Source organism: Thalassospira xiamenensis M-5 = DSM 17429 (assembly GCF_000300235.2).
In the GTDB taxonomy this organism is placed as follows: domain Bacteria; phylum Pseudomonadota; class Alphaproteobacteria; order Rhodospirillales; family Thalassospiraceae; genus Thalassospira; species Thalassospira xiamenensis.
This window is the reverse complement of record NZ_CP004388.1, coordinates 542,098-561,399: the sequence shown is the minus strand read 5'-3', so window position 1 is coordinate 561,399 and position 19,302 is coordinate 542,098. Positions and strand designations below refer to the sequence as shown.

Here is a 19,302-nt window from a genome sequence, read left to right as displayed (position 1 = left end):
GGAAAGAATAAAGCATGGGAATACTCGATTGGCCCGCCCCCGCCTTTGGTGCGCTTGATACCCTGATGGCAAATGCCGTCGGGCCGTTTGGTCGCGTCCTGATCTGGGCGTTGATCTGTGCCGTGATATCGATGCTGCTCTATAAATGGCTGTCACCGCAAACCCGCATCAAGGCGATCAAGGAACGGCTGAAAGAAGCCCGTCAGGCCATGGCCGAAGACGACGGCGAAGACTTTGCCGAAGGCATGAAGCTGGCCAAGGCGCAGTTGGCCCAATCCCTCAAACTGGTCGGTTTTGTCATCGGCCCGGCGGTTGTCGCATCCCTGCCGGCCCTTGCCCTGATTGTCTGGCTGGACGGGCAATATGGGTATAGCTGCCCGCCCCCCGGACAGCAGGTTTCGATCACCACCCAGCCGGAAAATGCCACCATCGAACAGGTCGGCATCAATCCGACCGGATTGGAAGACGGTGCCTGCCCCGTCGTTCAGGTGCCCGGTGCCAATGACGGCGAAACCTATCTGGTGGCACCGGCCGCCGCCATTCCCGTGATCCATCAAAAACAGTGGTGGAATTTCATCATCGGCAACCCGGCGGGCTATCTGCCCGACGACAGCCCGGTAACACAGCTTCGTTTCGAATTGCCAACCCAACACATCATCAGCGCCGGCCCCGACTGGGCGCGTGGCTGGGAACTGACTTTCTTCCTTGCCCTCATATTGGGGTCGCTGGCGATCAAAAAAGGATTTCGCATCGAATGACGGGCCAAACGACATCCGAAAAATCAACCACACCCGCGTCTAATGGCGCAGCCTTCCATGTATCGGGCTGGGATAACTGGCTAAGCGGCCTGATTGCCCGCCATCCGATGCAATGGATCAGACTTGGCAATTTCGAAACGAAACTTGCCAGTGATGCGATTGAAGATGTCCAAATAGAAAAGCCGGTCTTTGTCGCAGGGCTCGCCCGATCCGGCAGCACGATCCTTCTGGAAACGCTCGCCCGCCATCAGGATGCCGCAACCCATCGTTACCGCGACTATCCGCCGGTTTTCACGCCCTATCTTTGGAACAAGTTTGTCGATCTTGCCCCCAAGGGCAAGGAAGTCGCGGTTGAACGCACCCATGCGGACGGCATCAACATCACGCCCGAAAGCCCCGAAGCGTTCGAGGAAATGATCTGGATGGCGTTTTTCCGCCACCTGCATGACGTCAATGAAAGCAACGTCCTTGACGGTCAGATCAGCAACCCGGCGTTCGAGAAATTCTATCGCGATCACATCCGCAAACTGATCCATATTCGCGGTGGCAAACGTTATATCTCCAAGGCGAATTATCTGGTCACCCGGATGGAATATCTGCTCTCGATCTTCCCCGATGCCCGGTTCGTTCTGCCGGTGCGTGACCCGTTATGGCATATCGCATCCCTTGCCAAGCAGCACGACCTGTTCTGCAAGGGCGAACAGGATAACCCGCGTGCGATTGCCCATATGCAGCGTGTCGGCCATTACGAGTTCGGCCTTGATCGTCGTCCGATCAATACCGGCGATCTGCATGCCACCCGACAGATCATGAAACACTGGAAAGACGGCGAAGAAGTTGCCGGCTGGGCCCATTACTGGACCGACCTGCACCATTACATTGCCGATCGCATGACCGTGAACAAGGCCCTTAAAGATGCAACACTGGTGGTCCGGTACGAGGATTTCGTCGCCGACCCGGCAAATCAGTTGCGCCGCCTGTTTGACCATGTTGATCTGCCCGACGCCGAACCGATCATCAATGAAGTCGCCCCGACCATTCACGCGCCGACCTATTACCGCCCGAAATTCAGCGATGATGAAATTGATCTGATCCGCGATGTCACCGCAATTGCCGCGGCCCGTTTCGGCTATGACGGCACACAGCAGGACGGTGCAGGTGTCGCAAAAACAAAACGCGCCTAGGGATTTTCAAATCCCCGGCGCGTCCTGAATCAATCGATATCCGATATCCGATATCTGGCAAAAGCGATCAGTGATGGTCGCTTTTGCGCCCTGTGCCCATATGCCAGAAATCCCAGCCACAAAGCGCCAGCGTAATCCCGACCATAATGCCAAGGTCCCAGCGCGTGACATAGCCAAACAGAATGCCAAGAAAACCGGCAAACACGATAAAGGCCAGGATCGCCATTGCCTGATCAAGACGTGACGTGGTCATGACGATGCTCCTTCATTTTCAGAATTCGACAAAAATTCAACAAGCCAGCGCGCCGTTCGAAGCAACCGCGCATCATCGCCGCGCCGCCCGACAAGCTGCACGCCCATCGGCAATCCGTTTTCCGCCCAAAGCAACGGCAGCGTAATCGCAGGCGTGCCGCACAACGTCCAAAGACCGTTGAAAATGGCATTTCCCGTCGTATCAAGGTTTCCGGGCGCTGGCCCCGGCGCTGCCGGGGTAATGATCGCATCGCAACGCTGGAACACTTCATCAAGCGCAACATTGTAAAGATCGCGCCAATCAAGTGCCGCAAGATAATCCCGCGCCGTTACCCTGTTCCCGGCATCAAGCGCCTCTGTCATCTGCGGGGACAATTGATCGCGCCCGCGCTTTTCATAGCTGTAATAACATTTCGCCATTTCGGCAAAATTGATCTTGGCGCGCAAATCCGCCGCATCATCAAATGCCTTGGGCAACGGGGCTTCGAAACACTGTTCGCCAAGCGCACTGGTCAATTCGCGAAACGCCATCACGGTATCGTCGTCGGCCACGGTGTCAAATTGCGGCGGACGAACAAAAGCCAGTGTCGGCGTCACCAGCGGCTCGGTCCGGGCCGTTTGAAGCAACCTTGGCACCGGCTGCGGCATGGTCGCGGGGTCACGGGCATCATGACCAAACAGGATTTCGGCAATCAATGCCGCCCCTTCAACCGACCGGGCAAAAACACCAATGGTATCAAGTGTCGGCGACTGGGTCAGAACCCCCGTGCGGGCAATCGCGCCAAAGGTCGGCTTTAACCCGACCACCCCGCAAAAGGATGCTGGTCGGATCACCGACCCGCCGGTTTGCGTCCCCACGGCAAGCGGCACCATCGCCGCGGCCACCGCCGCCGCCGATCCGGCCGATGATCCCCCCGGTGTATGGGATGTGTTGTGCGGATTTCGGGTTTTCGACGGGCACATGAAGGCCATTTCGGTCGAAACGGTTTTCCCCATGATAATCGCACCCGCCGCACGCAGCCGTTCGACAAGCACCGCATCCTCGGTCGGCACCCGCCCGGCATCAAGCGGGGTACCGTTTTCGGTCGGCATCCGGGCGGTATCAATCACATCCTTCAACCCGACCGGCAGCCCATGCAACGGCCCGATGGGCATGCCAGACTGGCGGCGCGCATCAAGTGCACGGGCCTGCGCCATCACGTAATCACCATCCAGATAGGCCCATGCCTGAATTTCAGGTTCAAGGGCCGCAATCCGCTCAAGGCAGGCTTCGGCATATTCCACGGCGCGCACCGCCCCACTTGCCAGACGGTCGCGCAATTCAACAACATCAAGATTAAGCAACGGATTAAGGGTCATGACCACATCCTCCTATCGTGCACCATAGAACAGATCAGGCAGATGGAACACGATCTGGGGGAAGGTATACATCAGCACCATGCTGACAATCACCATGAACAGGAATGGCATGATTCCCTTGAAAATATCCGTCAGCAAAACACCCGGAGGCGAAACCCCCTTGAGGTAATAGGCCGACATTGCCATTGGCGGCGTCAGGAAGGATGTCTGAAGGTTCAGCGCAACCAGAATGCCAAAGAACAGCGGATCAATATCAAACAGCGGCAGCAGCGGCAGGAAGATCGGCACGAAGATGATGATGATCTCCGACCATTCCAGCGGCCAGCCCAGCAGGAAGATGATCAACTGCGCCAGCAGCAGAAACTGAAGCGGCGTCAGATCAAGTCCGCCAACGAATTCGGCAATGACATGCTCGCCCCCCAGATACGAGAACACCGACGAGAAAGTATAAGACCCGACAAACAGCCAGCACACCATCGCCGATGTCCGCACCGTCAGATAAACAGATTCCCGCAACCGGTCAAAGGTCAGCGCACGATACGCCAGCGCCAGAACCATCCCGCCCAGCGCCCCGATGGATGCCGCCTCGGTCGGGGTTGCCAGACCAAACAGGATCGATCCCAGAACCGCCAGAATAAGGAATGCCAGCGGGAAGAACGATGTCGCCAGCAACCAGAGAACCTTGAGCAGGGGAACATCGGGAATTTCATCCGATGTCGGACGCGGCGCGGCTTTGGGCTGCAACAGGGCACGCCCCATGACATAAACCAGATACAACCCGACAAGTGTCAGTCCCGGCAACAATGCACCGGCATAAAGCCGCACGATCGATACCCCCGACGCCGCGGCATAAACAATCAGCATGATCGATGGCGGGATCAGAATACCCAGCGTCCCGCCAGCACAGATGATGCCGGTGGCAAAGCTTTTGTCATAACGTGCTTTCAGCATCGCGGGCAGTGCCAGCATCCCCATCAGGGTCACCACCGCACCGACAATCCCGGTCGCGGTGGCAAACAGCGCACAGGTCACAAGGGCCGCAACCCCCAACGAACCGGGCACATTTTTGGCCGCAATATTAAGTGTCGAAAACAACCGATTGACGATATTGGCGCGTTCAACGATGTAGCCCATGAACAGGAACAGCGGAACCGCGGTCAGGACCTCGTTGGACATCACCGTATATGTCTGGTTGATGAACAGATCGAATATCCGGTTATTCACCGCCCCTTCGACCCAGGTGATCGCCGATGTCAGACTATCGCTGTCCTCGGCCAGACGGTTAAAGGCACGCCACATGCGTCCTGCGTCAAAATAGGCGTAGTAACCAAAACCGATCCCCAGCGCCATCAGCGTAAACGCAACGGGAAAGCCAAGGAAAACAAGCATAATGAAGATGCCAAGCATCATCAGGGCGACATGTGCGTCAATCACGTTTGCAGCTCCGTTCGGACCGGTTATCGCGGAATTCGATTTGGTTAATTGTCTTTTGCGACATGCTGCTTCATCAGCAATTCTTCGGTTTCTTGGACATCGTCATCAGCACCCCGCCAGTATCCTTCACGGATACACATGATGCAGCGCATGACCTGTGCGATCCCCTGAATGAACAGAAGAATGCCTGCGGCCACCATGATCGACTTGAACTGGAAAATCGGAACACCCGCCGGGCTGTTCACGCTGACTTCCCCGTATCCCCACGACCGTGACGAATATTTCCAGCCCGACAGGATCAGGGCGGTGATACCGGGAAAGAAAAAGAAGATGTAAAGCACAAGATCGACACTCGCCTGTGTCCTTGGCTTCCAGAGACGATAAAGGAAATCACCCCGCACATGGCCGCCGCGTGAAAGCGTATAGGCCCCGCCCATCATGAATAACGAACCATACATGATGAAGGACACGTCAAGTGACCATGTCGTCGGTGCGTTGAAAACATAACGCGCCATCACTTCGTAACTCATTCCCAACGTCATCAGGATGATGAGCCACCCGAAAGCCTTGCCAAACCAGGCCGAAAGCTTGTCCGCGAATTCAATAAAACTGATCATGAAGTCTTTTCCGTTACCGTCGCAACCGCCCCGGAAACCACTGGTCCCCGGGGCAGCCTTTGGGTCAGACAAACCGTATGAAACCGGCCGGTTTCATTACAGTTTCAGTTTGCCCGGGAAGTAGTGATCATAGGCCAGCTGATAATCTGGCGAGTTCATCAGTTCATAATAGGTCACGCGCTCAACCCAGGCACGCTGGCTATCAAGAACCTTTTTCATGAACGGATCTTCTTCAAGCTGCGGGATCAGCTTGTCCCAGGCTTCAAGCTGTGCGGCCAGAATTTCCTTCGATGTACGATGGATGGTAACGCCTTCATCCGCAAGTTTCTGAAGATCGGACGAATAGTTATCCATCGCCAGTGCCGTGTTCGACGTCGAAGCAGCCTCTACGCCATAGCGCAGGATCGCCTGTAGATCAGGTTCGAGATCTTCATAGAAATCACGGTTGAAGATGAACTCGAAGCTTTCGGACGCCTGATGATAGGACGACAGATAGTAGTTCTTCGCCACATCCTGCGCACCGAAACGCATATCCGAAGACGGATTGTTGAATTCGAACGCGTCAATCACACCGCGTTCCATCGCCGGGACGATCTCGCCGCCCGGCAACTGTGCAACCGACATGCCCATCGATTGCAGAAGATCAGCCGCCAGACCAACGGTACGATATTTGAAGCCCTGAATGTCGGCGACAGAATTGACCTCTCCCTTGAACCAGCCGAACGGCTGGGCCGGCATCGGGAAGCCAAGAAGACCAATCACGTTCAGCCCCATAACGTCCTGGGTCAGCTCGCGATAGAATTCCTCCCCGCCACCGGCATAGAACCAGCTCAGCATGGTGGTGGCAGAACCACCAAACACCGGACCGGTACCAAACAGCGACGCCGCCTTGTTCTTGCCGTACCAGTAAACCGGCACGGAATGGGCGATATCGATCACACCATCATTGACGCCATCGAGAACCTGGAATGCGCCGATAACAGCACCAGCCGGTAAAAGATCGACCTTCAGGCGACCACCCGACATGGCTTCGACACGATCGGCATATTGCTTGGCAAACGTCATCCAGATATCGGATGACGGCCAGGACGTCTGCATTTTGACGACCAAAGGTGCCGGTTGTGCATGAACTGCCGGGGCGGCAAACAGCCCCGAAGCAGCAGCACCACCGGCAACAACACCGGTCGCACCCTTGGTAAGGAACGAACGGCGGGACACTTGCTTGGACTTCACGTCTTCAGGCGTAGGTATCTTTTTCATTACTTCCTCCCAGAATTATCGCCGCGACCGACAACTAATTGGCGGAAAACTGGCGATGATTTTAAGCCTTACATAGGGACAGACCCGACACAAGGAACATCGAATATTTGGCCTTCCACCATGTGGAAAACTTTCTTCGATTGTTATTTCCCGGACCCTGATGAATTCCGGGATGCAGCATGTTTTTGTTTTTGGCGCCGCGATCAGGCAACGCGATCCCGTGGTTGCCCACCGGAAAAGAAGGCATCAAGATTATCAAGTGCCCGAAACCCCATGGCATCACGCGTCTCTTCGGTCGCGGAGCCGATATGCGGTAACAGGAACACGTTTCTAAGGGCGGCCAGATCCGGGTTTCCCCCCGGTTCATTGCGAAAAACATCCAGCCCCGCGGCAAACAGTTTGCCACTTTGAAGCGCCTTGACCAGTGCGGCCTCGTCAACAAGATTGCCGCGCGCCGTATTGATCAGGATCGCCCGATCGGGCAGCATTGCGATGGTTTTCTCATTGATGATGCCGGTGGTTTCCGGGGTTGCCGGACAATGCAGCGACAAAACATCCGATACCGCCAGAAGCCCCTCGACCGTGTCGTGGAAAACGGCCCCCTTTTCAAGGGGGTCGGGCAAACGGGTCCGGTTGTGATAATGCACTTCCATGCCAAAACCGCGCGCGCGTTCGGCGGCAACCTGCCCGACACGGCCCATGCCAAGAACACCAAACCGCTTGCCGGTTACCTGCCGCCCGACCATGAAGGCCGGTGACCAGAAATCCCATTTCCCGGCCCGCACCATCGCATCGCCCTCGGCCCCACGCCGGGCCGCACCCAGCATGCACAAGATGGCGATTTCGGCCGTGGCATCGGAAAGCACATCGGGGGTGTTGGTGACCACGATACCGGCCTTTTTCGCCGCCTCCAGATCAACATGGTCAACACCGACCGAATGATTGGCAATGATCCGCAACCGATCACCAAGATCGGCAATGACATCGGCGCTGAAATGTTCGGAATGACAGGGAAGAACGGCGTCAACATCCTGACAGCGCGCAAGCAGCTCCTCACGTGAAAACACATGATCCGCGTCGTTCAGAATGACCTGATAATCACGCGCCGCACGCGCCTGTACCGCATCGGTCAAACGCCGGGTGATCAGTAGCACCGGCTTTCCCGCCATCGTCTACTCCCTGTTTCCTGCATGGATTGCAGTTTTATTTATAATGCAATGAAACACCTTTGCGACAAACAGGGCAATAGACGATCAACTCATCGGGGTGTTTTTTCCACCAGATGGAATACCAGATAGTGATACGCTTCACGCCAAAGCCGCCCGAATCGCCCTTTCCGTAACGGCATCACAACGCAGATAAAAAACAGGCGGCCGATCAGTATGATCGCCATCTGTTTATCCCCGGATGTTCCGATTTGCGTGGTGGTTCCGTTTCGCAAAGATGGCCGCGGCCCCGCATGGGGTACCACTCGGACCAACGTGAACCACCACCGCGACAAATTTCATGCCGCTGCGTTTGCCTTTGCCTCTTTCCCAATTCACGCTTCTATGCACAAATATTGATATGTTCGATCTGCATTGGGGGGATCTATGCAGAAAGCTGTTTTCAAAGCACGCCGCCTATCACATGCAGGCACCCTGCTTGTCGCACTCATTGCCCTTGTCGGGTGCCAGACGACCGACATCACCACCGCGACCAGCGACTTTTTCAGTACGCTCACCAATGCGAGCGAAACTTCAGGCACTGCGCCTGCAACAAAGCAGGCCGCCTCCGCTGAAGCAAATACCGCGTCTGCAACGCCTGAAAGCACGATAAAAAAGTCGCCATACAAATGGGGATTGCTGTCCCTCCTCGTTGGCGGGGGTGGGCCAATCGGGGACGATTGGTATCTTTTTGTCTATCCCACCGCCAGCACCCAAAATTTTGTTGGCGTCAACGGGCCAATGCTGACCGTTGCAAATACGCATAGCGTTCAACTATGGCCCGGCGATTATCGTGTCATCGTCCGACATAATACGGTCGATAAATTCGACAGGGTCGTTACGATTTCGGCCGGAGAAACGCTGCGCTTGACCGGAGAATACGGCTATTTCTCCAACTCCGTAAAATCCGAACGCTTTCCGTTTTACAACGAAAATCAGCTCCTGTTGGCCACTGTACTCAACAGGGCCGAAGACATCTTTCTGCCTGTCGTCGTTGCCTGGAGCGGGCAATGGAAGTTCGAGTTTTTCGGCCCGCAACTCAATGGTGAAGTCGACGGACCCGGCACCGTTCGGATATCGAATGATGGCAATGAAGAAGCCCGCATTTTCGAGGCGAAAATTACCCCCGAAAGCATCACGGGCACGTTCGAACTGTCCGATGGCGGCAGGTTTGACGGACGCTTTGACCAGTCAGAATTCAGGCTGGACCCCAGCCCCATCGTAAAATGGAAGAATGGGGAAACCTTCGAAGGCACATTTGATGTTGTTGTGCCCAAATCAGGAAAACTTACCCGCCGAAGCGGCTCGGTCTGGGAAGGCGAGATCGCCAAGGGCAACCCGACGGGCAAGGGCCGCATGACCGCCCCCGATGGTCACTGGGTTGAATACGACAATTATGAAATGAAAGAAAACTTCATCGGATTGCGGCCCTGTGGTTCGGTCTCGCAGCCTGATGGAACCTGTCCGTATTACAAGGGCAAGGAACTGGCATCAGAAGCCGAACTCAACGCAAAGATTGCCGAAGACAAACGCCTTGCCGAAATTGAACGCCAGAAACGCGAAGAACAGCGCAAGGCTCAAATGGCCGCCGCCGCTGCGGCAGCAGAAGCACAACGAAAAGCCGCCACCGAACAGGCCGCGCGCGAAGCCGCCATGCCGAAAAAGGCTGATGACTGCACCACCGCCACCGGCACCTTTAGCGCCGATGGCAACCTGACCACCTACACCATGAACGGATCAGGCAGCGGCAGCGGGCATTTCCGGCAATTCACCTATGGCGGCGGGGCACAGTATCAATTTGATATCGATTTTCAATTTGATACGACCCCGGACAGCATCACCTTCCAATATGATGAGGGCATATATCGCGATGCATCAAGTGGCGCAGTCCTGCAACGCACCTCGATCCCCGGAGGCAGTGCACGATGCAGCTTCAATGGCCGAATCCTGACCATTGATGGCAAGGAATTTGTGCGGAACTGAAAAATACGGGCCGCTACCATGCTGGCGGCGGCCCGATAGCCTGACACGGGATCAGACGGGAAGAACCCAAAAACGGGAACAGGATGTCTGGTTTATTTTCCCGGATAATACCCGGGGAATAAACGTTTAAATCTTGGTCCAGACCGCGCCGCTCTTTGCAGAACGTACCACCGCCTCGACAAATTTCATGCCTTTGACACCTTCATCGATCCCCGGGATCAGCATCGATGCCGGATCGGCCTTGCCATTGGTAATCCGCGCGATCAACTGATCGGCGAAATCGGTATAAAGATTGGCAAAGCCTTCAAGATAACCTTCCGGGTGGCCCGGCGGCACGCGCACACCGCGCAATCCGGCCGATCCAATCCCCGCCCCGCCGCGGGTCATCAGTTCCGGGCGACCATCAAGCGGGCGGTAATGCAGATGGTTGGGATGTTCCTGCGCCCATTCAATGCCGCCCTTGTCGCCATACACCCGAAGCCTGAGGCCGTTTTCATGGCCAATCGCCACCTGGCTTGCCCACAGCATCCCGCGCGCGCCATTGTCGTAACGCAGCAGGATCTGGACATTATCGTCAAGCTTGCGTCCCGGCACGATGGCATCGATATCCGCGCACAGCTCCGAAATCTCAAGCCCGGTGACAAAATCGGCAAGGTTATGGGCATGCGTTCCGATATCGCCCAACGCCCCGCCCATCCCGGCCTTGGCCGGATCGGCGCGCCAGTGCGCCTGTTTGTTATCGGTATCCTCGACGCGCGTTGCCATCCAGCCCTGCGGATATTCAACCTGTACTAACCGGATATCGCCAAGCTTGCCATCACGCACCATCTGACGCGCTTCGCGCACCATCGGATAGGCGGTGTAATTATGCGTCAATGCGAACAGAAGCCCGGTTTCACGCACCTTGGCCGCCAGCAATTCGGCTTCCTCGACATTCAGGCAAAGCGGCTTGTCACAAATCACATGAATACCGGCATCCAGCATCGCCATGGCGGCCGGGAAATGCAGGTGGTTTGGCGTGACAATCGCGCAGGCATCAATGCCATCCTCGCGCGCGGCTTCCTGTTTGGCCATGTCGGCAAAACTGTCATAGGACCGGTCGGGTGCAATAAACAGTTCCGCCGCCGATGCGCGTGCAATATCGGGTTTGGACGACAACGCCCCGGCGACAAGTTCATAACGGTCATCCAGACGCGCCGCAATGCGATGCACCGCACCGATAAACGCCCCCTGCCCGCCGCCAACCATGCCAAGGCGGATGCGCCGCGCCGGATTTTTCGTCTCAGTCATATCAATCTCCGTCCTGAATGGTTTTCTGGCGTCGCCTTAATCAAGCCCCAGCAGACGCCGATTGGTGGCCTCGTCCGTGCCGCCATCGGCGAAATCGTCAAACGCCTTTTCGGTCACGCGGATAATGTGGTTGCGAATGAAATCGGCCCCTTCGCGGGCACCATCTTCGGGATGTTTCAACGCGCATTCCCATTCCAGCACGGCCCAGCCATCAAAATCAATCGCCGCAAGCTTCGAAAAGATCGCGCCAAAATCAACCTGCCCGTCGCCAAGCGACCGGAACCGCCCCGCACGCCCGACCCAGCTTTGATACCCGGAATAAACGCCCTGCCGCCCGGTCGGATTGAACTCCGCATCCTTGACGTGGAACATCTTGATCCGGTCGGCATAGATATCGATGAAATCAAGGTAGTCCAGCTGCTGCAGGACAAAGTGGCTCGGATCATAAAGGATGTTGCACCGCGCGTGGTTCCTGACCCGCTCAAGGAACATCTCGAACGTCACACCATCAAACAGGTCCTCGCCCGGATGGATTTCATAGCAGACATTGACGCCATTTTCCTCGGCCACATCAAGGATCGGCAACCAGCGTTTCGCCAGTTCGTCAAACGCGGTTTCAATCAGCCCGGCCGGGCGCTGCGGCCACGGATAGACATAGGGCCACGCAAGCGCACCTGAAAATGTCGCATGATCGCCAATGCCCAGATGGCGTGACGCCCGGATCGCGGCCTTGACCTGATTGACCGCCCATTCCTGGCGCGCCTTCGGGTTGCCGCGCACTTCGGGGGCGGCAAAACCGTCAAACATCTCGTCATAGGCCGGATGAACCGCCACAAGCTGCCCCTGCAGATGGGTCGAAAGCTCGGTAATCTCGACACCATGTTCGGCCAGAATACCCTTGGCCTCATCACAGTAATCCTTGCTTTGGGCAGCCTTTTCGACATCGAACAGGCGCTTGTCCCAGCTCGGGATCTGCACCCCCTTATAGCCAAGCGACGCTGCCCAGCGTCCGATATTGGAAAGGCTGTCAAACGGGGCCTCGTCCCCGGCAAACTGGGCAAGGAAAATCGCCGGTCCCTTAAGCGTTTTCATACTGACCTCGTGTGTTTTCTTCCGGGTGGCCCGGATGTCATCTGGTGACGAAAGTGATGTAAAATTCGAACCCCGCCCGGCCTGTCGTGACAGGGCGGGGTTCCTTCTGCTTGCTCGCGTTTATTCAACAACGCCAATTCGCATCAGAACAGCCGGATCAGAACGGGCTATCCGGGAAATAGAAGTTCTCGGCATTTTCCTGGGTCACGACGGTCGCGCCCAGGATGTAACGGCCTTCAACCGCCGCATTGGAAACGAACTTCATCGCGGTGATGTCCATCGCGGTTGCGATCATCGATGGCGGATACAGAACGTCAATCGGGGTCAGTTCATCGCCATCCATCACGCGTTTGATAATGTCCTTCATGCCAGCCCCGCCAACGATGAACAGTTCATCGGTCCGGTCGGCCTGCTTGACGGCTTCGATCACGCCAAGCGCGATGTCATCATCCTGCGCCCAGACAGCATCGATTTCCGGGAAGCGCGACAGGAAGTCCTGCATGACTTCATACCCGTCATCACGGTTCCAGTTGGCGTGCTTCATATCAAGGACCTCGATATCCGATCCTTCGATTGCGGTCATGAAACCTTCGACGCGTTCTTCGTCAATCACGGTCGGGATGCCACGCAGGATGACGATCTTGCCTTTGCCATCCAGACGTTCCTTGATGTATTCGCCCGATACACGGCCGAGTTCCGGGTTGTTACCCGCAACATAAACATCCTCGATCCCCGGCAGCGAAAGACCACGGTCAACCACGGTCACAAACTTGCCCGCTTCCTTGACCTGCTGGACCGGCACGGTCAGCGGATCGGATTCAAACGGCAGAACCACCAGTGCATCGATATTCTGAACCGATACCAGATCTTCAAGATCGTTGGCCTGTTCACCCGCACCATTGGCAGTAACAACAATGATATCCAGGTTCGGATAGGTCGCCTCAAGGCGCTTTTCGGCCTGTTCTGCGTGATAGTTCAGACCACCGGCCCAGCCATGGGTCGCCGCCGGGATCGAAACCCCGATCTTTACCTTTTCCTGTGCCAGTGCCGTGGTCGCTGCCAAGGTCGATGCAAGACCAAGACCCACAACGCAGGCCGCCCCGAGAAACTTTGTAATCGTTTTCATTCAAGCTTCCTCCTGATCAAAAAATGATTCTGTACGTCATCTTGAGCCGGACGTTGATCGCCGGTTATTTGCTTTTCTTGCGTCGCCAGTCCCCGCGCTGCAGGAACACGGCAACGATAATGATCAAGCCCTGAACAGCCCCGTTCAGGTAATTGCTGATCGCATCGGTAAGGTTAAGGATATTGCCAATCGTGGTCAGCATGATCGCACCAACCACCGTGCCCCAGATGCGGCCATAACCGCCCTTGAGCATCGTGCCACCGATGATCACGGCTGCAATCGCTTCAAGTTCCCAAAGAACACCGGTCGAACTGGATGCGGAACCAAGGCGGGGCACATAAATGATGGTCGCAATCGACACGCAAAGCCCCTGAATGACATAGGTCATCGTCTTGACCCGGTCGACATGGATCGCGGAATAACGCGCCACCTGCTCGTTCGAGCCGATGGCAAAACATTTCCGCCCGAACGGCGTCATATTCAGCAGGACATAACCGGCAATCGCCACTGCAAGGAACACCAGAACCGGCACCGGAATACCCAGCAATTCGCCGTAATAAACCGGGCGATAGGTCCCGCGCACCTCGAAATCCAGCGAAAGCGTGCCGCCATCGGCCATATAGGTCACAAGCGATCTGTAAATCCCCATCGTGCCAAGGGTCACGATAAAGGCCTCGATCTTGCCCTTGGTACTGACCAGCCCGTTGACCGCACCGGCCCCGATGCCAAGAATGATGCTTAACACGATCCCGATCAGAACGGTTTCAAGCCCCGGTCCGAGTGTCTCGACCAGCGTATTCATCACGACAATCATCGCACCGGATATGAACGCCGCCATCGACCCGACCGAAAGGTCGATCCCGCCCGCCGTGATCACAAAGGTCGCACCAACCGCGATAATGCCGATAAAGGCCGCACGGGTGAAAATATTCGAAAGGTTGCCGCCACTCAGGAAGGCGTCATTGATCGCCGTTCCCAGAACAAACAGCACCACAAGGGCCATAAACGGGCCAAGTGCCTTGAAATCGATGGAAAAACGGGGCGAGGCATTTGCCTCGCGGCGCTCAAGGCTACTCATGAACAGACACTCCCTCCTGGCCTGATATTCCTGTCGCGTGCCGCATGATTTCATGCTCGTTGCGGTCGTTTCCTTCAAGAATGCCGGTAATGCGTCCGGCCGCCATGACCGCGATGCGGTCCGACAGGCCAAGCATTTCGGGCATTTCCGACGACAGGAGAATGACGGATTTTCCGCGATCGGTCAGATCGCCGATAAAATGGTAAATCTGGCTTTTGGTGCCGATATCGATGCCGCGTGTCGGCTCGTCGATAATCACGATATCCGGATCGGTTTCCATAACCTTCGCCAGCAAAAGCTTCTGCTGATTGCCACCGGAAAAATCACCGACCTTTGCCTTGCGGTCGGCGGCCCGGATATCAAACGCCTCAATCGCCTTTTCAAGGGCGGCTTCTTCCGCCTTGCGATCAACAATCACGCTTCCGAATTTTTCCAGCGCCAGCAATGTCAGGTTGGGTCGCATATCCATATTCAGCAGCAACCCGCTGCCTTTCCGGTCCTTGGTCAGATAGGCGATGCCGCTGTTTTTGGCATCCTGCAAACTTGCGATCCGCACCGGCTTGCCATCGCGTTCAATCGTCCCCGATGATCTTTCGCGAAGGCCGATAATCGCCTCCATCAGGGCGGTCCGCCCCGCCCCGACGATCCCGGCAAAACCAAGAACCTCGCCCTTATGCAGGTCGAAACTCGCATCACGCACCTGTCCGGGCACCGAAAGATCGCGCACCGATAAAACAATCGGCGCGCTGGTATCCGATACCCGATGCGGGAACATCTGTTTGATGTCGCGCCCGACCATCAGGCGCGCCATATCATCCTTGCTCAGGTCAACCACCGGCTCGGTCACGATGTGGCGGCCATCGCGCAGCACGGTAACGCGGTCGGCAATGGCTTTGATTTCATCAAGCTTGTGGGAAATATAAAGGATCGCAACACCCTGTTCGCGCAGACGCCGGATCTGATCAAACAGGATTTCAACCTCACGCCCTGTCAGAACAGCGGTCGGTTCGTCCAGGATCAGGATATCGGCCTTTTTGCTTAGCGCCTTGGCAATTTCGACCATCTGGCGATCAGAAACCGAAAGATCACGAATACGGGTACGCGGATCGACATCGCATTGAAGCTGATCCAGAAGCCGCTTGGCTTCGGCCCGCATCGCGGTTTTATCAAGGAACCATCCGCGCTTGATTTCGCGCCCCAGAAAGATGTTTTCTTCAACGCTAAGCTGCTCGGCAAGGTTAAGCTCCTGATGGATCAGGATAACCCCATGCCCCTCGCCCGCCTCGCTATCGGCAAAGCTGACCTCCGCCCCGTCAAGGACAAGCCCGCCCTCGGTCGGTTCGTGATAGCCCGACAGGATTTTAACCAGTGTTGATTTGCCTGCACCGTTTTCGCCCAAAAGCGCATGCACTTCCCCCGCATACAGATCGACGGAAACATCGAAAAGCACCTGGGCCGGGCCAAATGATTTGCAAATCTTCCGACCGGACAGGCGTATTTTGCCCTCCGTGCCGGGATTAACGGCATGAACAGCCGCATCCGTCATCTATGTAACCTCCCTAGCGTCGCATTGATGCGATCAACTTTTGATTTCCTCTTGTGTAAACGTTTTCATTATTTATGTAAACCTTTACATTTACCGCATTGTGATGAAAATCACGTCGGAAATCCGGCCTTCGCACGGGCATCAATGCCGCTGGACAGCGTATCAGCGGCAGAGTAGGAAGAAGCATGATCGAAAAAATCGCGACGATTGAAGATGTTGCCGAACATGCCGGGGTATCCATTGCCACCGTCAGCCGCGCCTTGCACAAACCCCATGTGGTTTCCGAAAGCACGCGCGAAAAGGTGCAAACCGCCATCGCCGCGACCGGTTATACCGCCAATGTCATGGCGCGCAACCTGCGGCTCAATCGCTCTGGCATGATCCTTTTGCTCGTACCCGATATCGGAAACCCTTTCTTTTCGGAAATTCTATCGGGGATCGAGCAAGGGGCCAGCAAGGCGGGCTATAACGTCCTGATCGGCGACACCCAGAACGAACCCGAACGCGAAGCAACCTACGCCGCCTATCTGCGCAGCAATCAGGCCGATGCGATGATCCTGCTCAATGGTCGCCTGCCCGCACCGCTGGCCAACACCCCGCGCGGGATCATCCCGCCCGTGGTCATTGCCTGCGAACGCATTCCGGGCTGCAACCTGCCGACCGTGATCATCGACAATGAAAAGGCCGCCTTTAGCGCGACCAAACATCTGCTCGACCTCGGCCACAGCCGCATCGCCCATATCGCCGGCCCCGCCAGCAACATCCTGACGACGGATCGCGTCGCCGGATATCGCCGCGCACTATCAAGCAGCGGCATCGAAGCCAACCCGTCGCTGATCTATAGCGGCGATTTTTCGATTGAATCCGGCATTTCGGCGGCGCGTGCCCTGCTCAAAGACATCAAAAACCGCCCGACGGCGTTTTTCTGCGCGTCGGACGGCATGGCAATCGGCGTCATTGTCGCGGCCAAGGAACTTGGGCTTCGCGTGCCCCACGATGTTTCCGTCGTCGGGTTCGATGATATCCATCTCGCCGCCAATTACGACCCGCCCCTGACAACCGTGCGTCAACCGCGCCGACGTCTGGGCGAACAGGCGATTTCGCTGCTCCTCGCCCGGCTCGATAAAACCGGAACCATTCCCGAACCGGCGGAAAATCCGGTCATTGTCCCGACCGAACTGATCATCCGCCAAAGCACCGGCCCCTGCCCAAATTAATCAGCGATCAGCGATTGGCGATCTTCTGCCATTCCTCGTAAACGGCCCGCGCCCGATCTTCGTGATCGTTGCTGTATTTCGGCTGATCGGCGGCAAAGATTTCAAACCGGATGCCGTTCGGATCACGAATGAACAACCGCCGCGATTTCCCGTCATCCTCGTTATGGTAAACCACCTTGTGCTGGAACAAATGGTTCTGCCAGGCAATCACATCGCGCGGCGCATCGCAGCGCAACCCGATATGAAACACGTCATCTGGCATATCGGGATCATCGGGATACGGCCCGGTATCGGCTGGCCAGTCAAAGAATGACAGCCGCGTCCCATCAGAAAGCGCAAAGGTAATCAGCAGATAATCGCTTTTCCACGACGGACTGTAACCGCTTTCGGCATGAACCAGCCGGGCCTTCAGAACACGGGAATAAAAATCATCCGTCGCCGCAAGATCGCGGGTGGGAAAGGCCAAGTGATCGACACTGACGGGTGCAGGCATGGACGCCTCCTCATTTGTCGCTTGGGTGATTGGGGCTCAGGCCCCTAAATCATTATAAAACTTAGTCATCCGATCCCGATGATCAAGGGTCAAACGTCTGGCAACCTGTCATTTTCGACACCCTCAATGGTATCGGCCGCCATTTGGCGCTGTGCCTCAGGCCCCCTGACCGGGCCCGGCCAGCAACCCGGCTTCAACCCGCGCCATGGCGCGCTCAAACACCGCCGTATCGTCAAGCGCACGCGACAAAACTAGCGCCCCCTGGATCGATAAAATCGCATCTTCGGCAATGTCCGATGCCCGGTCCGCATCATGGCCGATCCGCACAAGCGCCTGCTGAAGCGACCGTTGCCAGACCGCAAAATAATCGCGGATTGCGTCGGAAAAACGGTCACGCACATTATCAAGTGCAAACGCCCCGATCAGGCAAACCCGCTTTCCCGACCGGAAATAGGTCGCAACCGACCGGCACATTTCCAAAATCGCCGCCCGTGGGTCATCCCCGTCACGCAGCGGTTTATAAACCGCGTCCTCGAACCAGCCATCGATCTCGCGAAGCACTTCTGATGCCATCTGCTCTTTGCCGCCGGGAAAGAAATGATAAAGGCTGCCCTTTCCCAGACCCGTCCGGCTCCCGATCAGTGAAAGGCTCGCCCCTTCATAGCCATACTCGCGGAAAATCTCCGCAAGGACGGGAATAACATCGGAACGCTCCGCGATAATCTTTGGCATGGCTTACTTATAATCCCAGATCGGACAGGCCCGGATGATCCGCCGGGCGCGGCCCCGAACGATCCCAGAAGAATTTGCGATCTTCTTCGCGGATCGGCATGTCATTGATGCAGGCAAACCGGCGATGCATCTGGCCATTGTCGGCAAATTCCCAATTCTCGTTGCCATAGGCCCGATACCAGTTCCCCGAATCATCGCGATACTCATAGGCAAAACGCACCGCGATCCGGTTGCCGTCATGCGCCCACAACTCTTTGATCAATCGATATTCAAGCTCCTTGTTCCATTTGCGGGTCAGAAAGGCAATGACCTCCTCGCGGCCATTGGCAAATTCCGCACGGTTCCGCCAGATCGTATCGGCCGTATAGGCCAGCGACACCCGCGCCGGATCACAACTGTTCCAGCCATCTTCGGCCATGCGGACTTTCTGGGTTGCAGTTTCCCGCGTAAAGGGCGGCAGGGGTTGACGTAGTTCGGACATGATTTTCTCCTTCATTTTGTACCAATTGGTAAACTATGTTCCAATCGGTACAAAAAAGCAATCGCCAAAATCCCGTTCGGGCTTTTTGCCCCCCTACCATGCAAAATCCGCGATTTGGTGATATTGTCGGAAATCGGACATGCGCAAAGCCCCGCCGGACCGCGCCAAGTTTCACGAAACGGAAACCTGCATGTG

General features: G+C 56.3%; 18 protein-coding genes. 4 read left to right on the top strand and 14 right to left on the bottom strand.

Translation table 11 applies throughout. The annotated features are described in order from the left end of the window. Window positions 1–14: 14 nt before the first annotated feature. Window positions 15–758 carry a hypothetical protein gene (locus tag TH3_RS02590; protein WP_007088952.1) on the top strand — a complete coding sequence of 248 codons (744 nt, stop codon included), beginning with the start codon at window positions 15–17 and terminating at the stop codon, window positions 756–758. After that, a complete protein-coding gene (locus tag TH3_RS02585) occupies window positions 755–1,942 on the top strand; it encodes a sulfotransferase family protein (RefSeq protein ID WP_007088953.1) in 1,188 nt (395 codons plus the stop codon). The genes TH3_RS02590 and TH3_RS02585 overlap by 4 nt, the downstream gene beginning before the upstream one ends. A gap of 67 nt (window positions 1,943–2,009) precedes the next feature. Here TH3_RS02585 and TH3_RS02580 read toward each other — a convergent pair whose 3' ends face one another. From TH3_RS02580 to TH3_RS02555, 6 genes are all read right to left on the bottom strand, one after another. Beyond that, window positions 2,010–2,195, bottom strand: coding sequence for a hypothetical protein (locus tag TH3_RS02580; RefSeq protein WP_007088954.1), 186 nt, complete (start codon window positions 2,193–2,195; stop codon window positions 2,010–2,012). Then, the gene (locus tag TH3_RS02575; protein ID WP_007088955.1) at window positions 2,192–3,553 is read right to left on the bottom strand and encodes an amidase; all 1,362 of its coding nucleotides are present in this window, start codon (window positions 3,551–3,553) and stop codon (window positions 2,192–2,194) included. Before TH3_RS02575 ends, TH3_RS02580 begins: the two co-directional genes overlap by 4 nt. Window positions 3,554–3,565: 12 nt before the next feature. After that, window positions 3,566–4,987 carry a TRAP transporter large permease gene (locus TH3_RS02570; protein WP_007088956.1) on the bottom strand — a complete coding sequence of 474 codons (1,422 nt, stop codon included), beginning with the start codon at window positions 4,985–4,987 and terminating at the stop codon, window positions 3,566–3,568. A gap of 44 nt (window positions 4,988–5,031) precedes the next feature. Continuing rightward, window positions 5,032–5,604 carry a TRAP transporter small permease subunit gene (locus tag TH3_RS02565; RefSeq protein ID WP_007088957.1) on the bottom strand — a complete coding sequence of 191 codons (573 nt, stop codon included), beginning with the start codon at window positions 5,602–5,604 and terminating at the stop codon, window positions 5,032–5,034. A gap of 96 nt (window positions 5,605–5,700) precedes the next feature. Further along, entirely contained in the window at window positions 5,701–6,864 is a 1,164-nt protein-coding gene (locus TH3_RS02560) for a TRAP transporter substrate-binding protein (protein WP_007088958.1), read from the bottom strand. 203 nt (window positions 6,865–7,067) lie between these two features. Further along, window positions 7,068–8,033 (bottom strand): 2-hydroxyacid dehydrogenase, encoded by a 966-nt coding sequence (locus TH3_RS02555; protein WP_007088959.1) that lies wholly within the window; start codon window positions 8,031–8,033, stop codon window positions 7,068–7,070. 423 nt (window positions 8,034–8,456) lie between these two features. Here TH3_RS02555 and TH3_RS02550 point away from each other — a divergent pair, with 423 nt between their 5' ends. After that, window positions 8,457–10,052, top strand: a complete 1,596-nt coding sequence (locus TH3_RS02550) for an MORN repeat-containing protein (protein ID WP_007088960.1) — start codon at window positions 8,457–8,459, stop codon at window positions 10,050–10,052. A gap of 126 nt (window positions 10,053–10,178) precedes the next feature. On the opposite strand, the gene TH3_RS02545 is transcribed toward TH3_RS02550, so the two are convergent. From TH3_RS02545 to TH3_RS02525, 5 genes are all read right to left on the bottom strand, one after another. Beyond that, the gene (locus TH3_RS02545) at window positions 10,179–11,342 is read right to left on the bottom strand and encodes a Gfo/Idh/MocA family protein (RefSeq protein ID WP_007088961.1); all 1,164 of its coding nucleotides are present in this window, start codon (window positions 11,340–11,342) and stop codon (window positions 10,179–10,181) included. 36 nt (window positions 11,343–11,378) lie between these two features. Continuing rightward, window positions 11,379–12,434 (bottom strand): sugar phosphate isomerase/epimerase family protein, encoded by a 1,056-nt coding sequence (locus TH3_RS02540; RefSeq protein WP_007088962.1) that lies wholly within the window; start codon window positions 12,432–12,434, stop codon window positions 11,379–11,381. A gap of 157 nt (window positions 12,435–12,591) precedes the next feature. Beyond that, window positions 12,592–13,560: an ABC transporter substrate-binding protein gene (locus TH3_RS02535; RefSeq protein ID WP_007088963.1), complete on the bottom strand. Its 969-nt coding sequence runs from the start codon at window positions 13,558–13,560 to the stop codon at window positions 12,592–12,594. 64 nt (window positions 13,561–13,624) lie between these two features. Continuing rightward, window positions 13,625–14,638 carry an ABC transporter permease gene (locus TH3_RS02530; protein ID WP_007088964.1) on the bottom strand — a complete coding sequence of 338 codons (1,014 nt, stop codon included), beginning with the start codon at window positions 14,636–14,638 and terminating at the stop codon, window positions 13,625–13,627. Next, window positions 14,631–16,184: a sugar ABC transporter ATP-binding protein gene (locus tag TH3_RS02525; protein ID WP_007088965.1), complete on the bottom strand. Its 1,554-nt coding sequence runs from the start codon at window positions 16,182–16,184 to the stop codon at window positions 14,631–14,633. The genes TH3_RS02530 and TH3_RS02525 overlap by 8 nt, the downstream gene beginning before the upstream one ends. 185 nt (window positions 16,185–16,369) lie before the next feature. Here TH3_RS02525 and TH3_RS02520 point away from each other — a divergent pair, with 185 nt between their 5' ends. Further along, a complete protein-coding gene (locus TH3_RS02520) occupies window positions 16,370–17,401 on the top strand; it encodes a LacI family DNA-binding transcriptional regulator (RefSeq protein WP_007088966.1) in 1,032 nt (343 codons plus the stop codon). 7 nt (window positions 17,402–17,408) lie between these two features. Here the strand turns inward: TH3_RS02520 and TH3_RS02515 are convergent, their stop codons facing one another. From TH3_RS02515 to TH3_RS02505, 3 genes are all read right to left on the bottom strand, one after another. Continuing rightward, window positions 17,409–17,894 carry a VOC family protein gene (locus TH3_RS02515; protein WP_007088967.1) on the bottom strand — a complete coding sequence of 162 codons (486 nt, stop codon included), beginning with the start codon at window positions 17,892–17,894 and terminating at the stop codon, window positions 17,409–17,411. A 156-nt stretch (window positions 17,895–18,050) separates the two neighbouring features. Beyond that, a complete protein-coding gene (locus TH3_RS02510; RefSeq protein WP_007088968.1) occupies window positions 18,051–18,626 on the bottom strand; it encodes a TetR/AcrR family transcriptional regulator in 576 nt (191 codons plus the stop codon). Window positions 18,627–18,633: 7 nt separating this feature from the next. Next, on the bottom strand, window positions 18,634–19,107 hold the full coding sequence (locus TH3_RS02505) for a nuclear transport factor 2 family protein (RefSeq protein WP_007088969.1): 474 nt from the start codon (window positions 19,105–19,107) through the stop codon (window positions 18,634–18,636). Window positions 19,108–19,302: the final 195 nt, after the last annotated feature.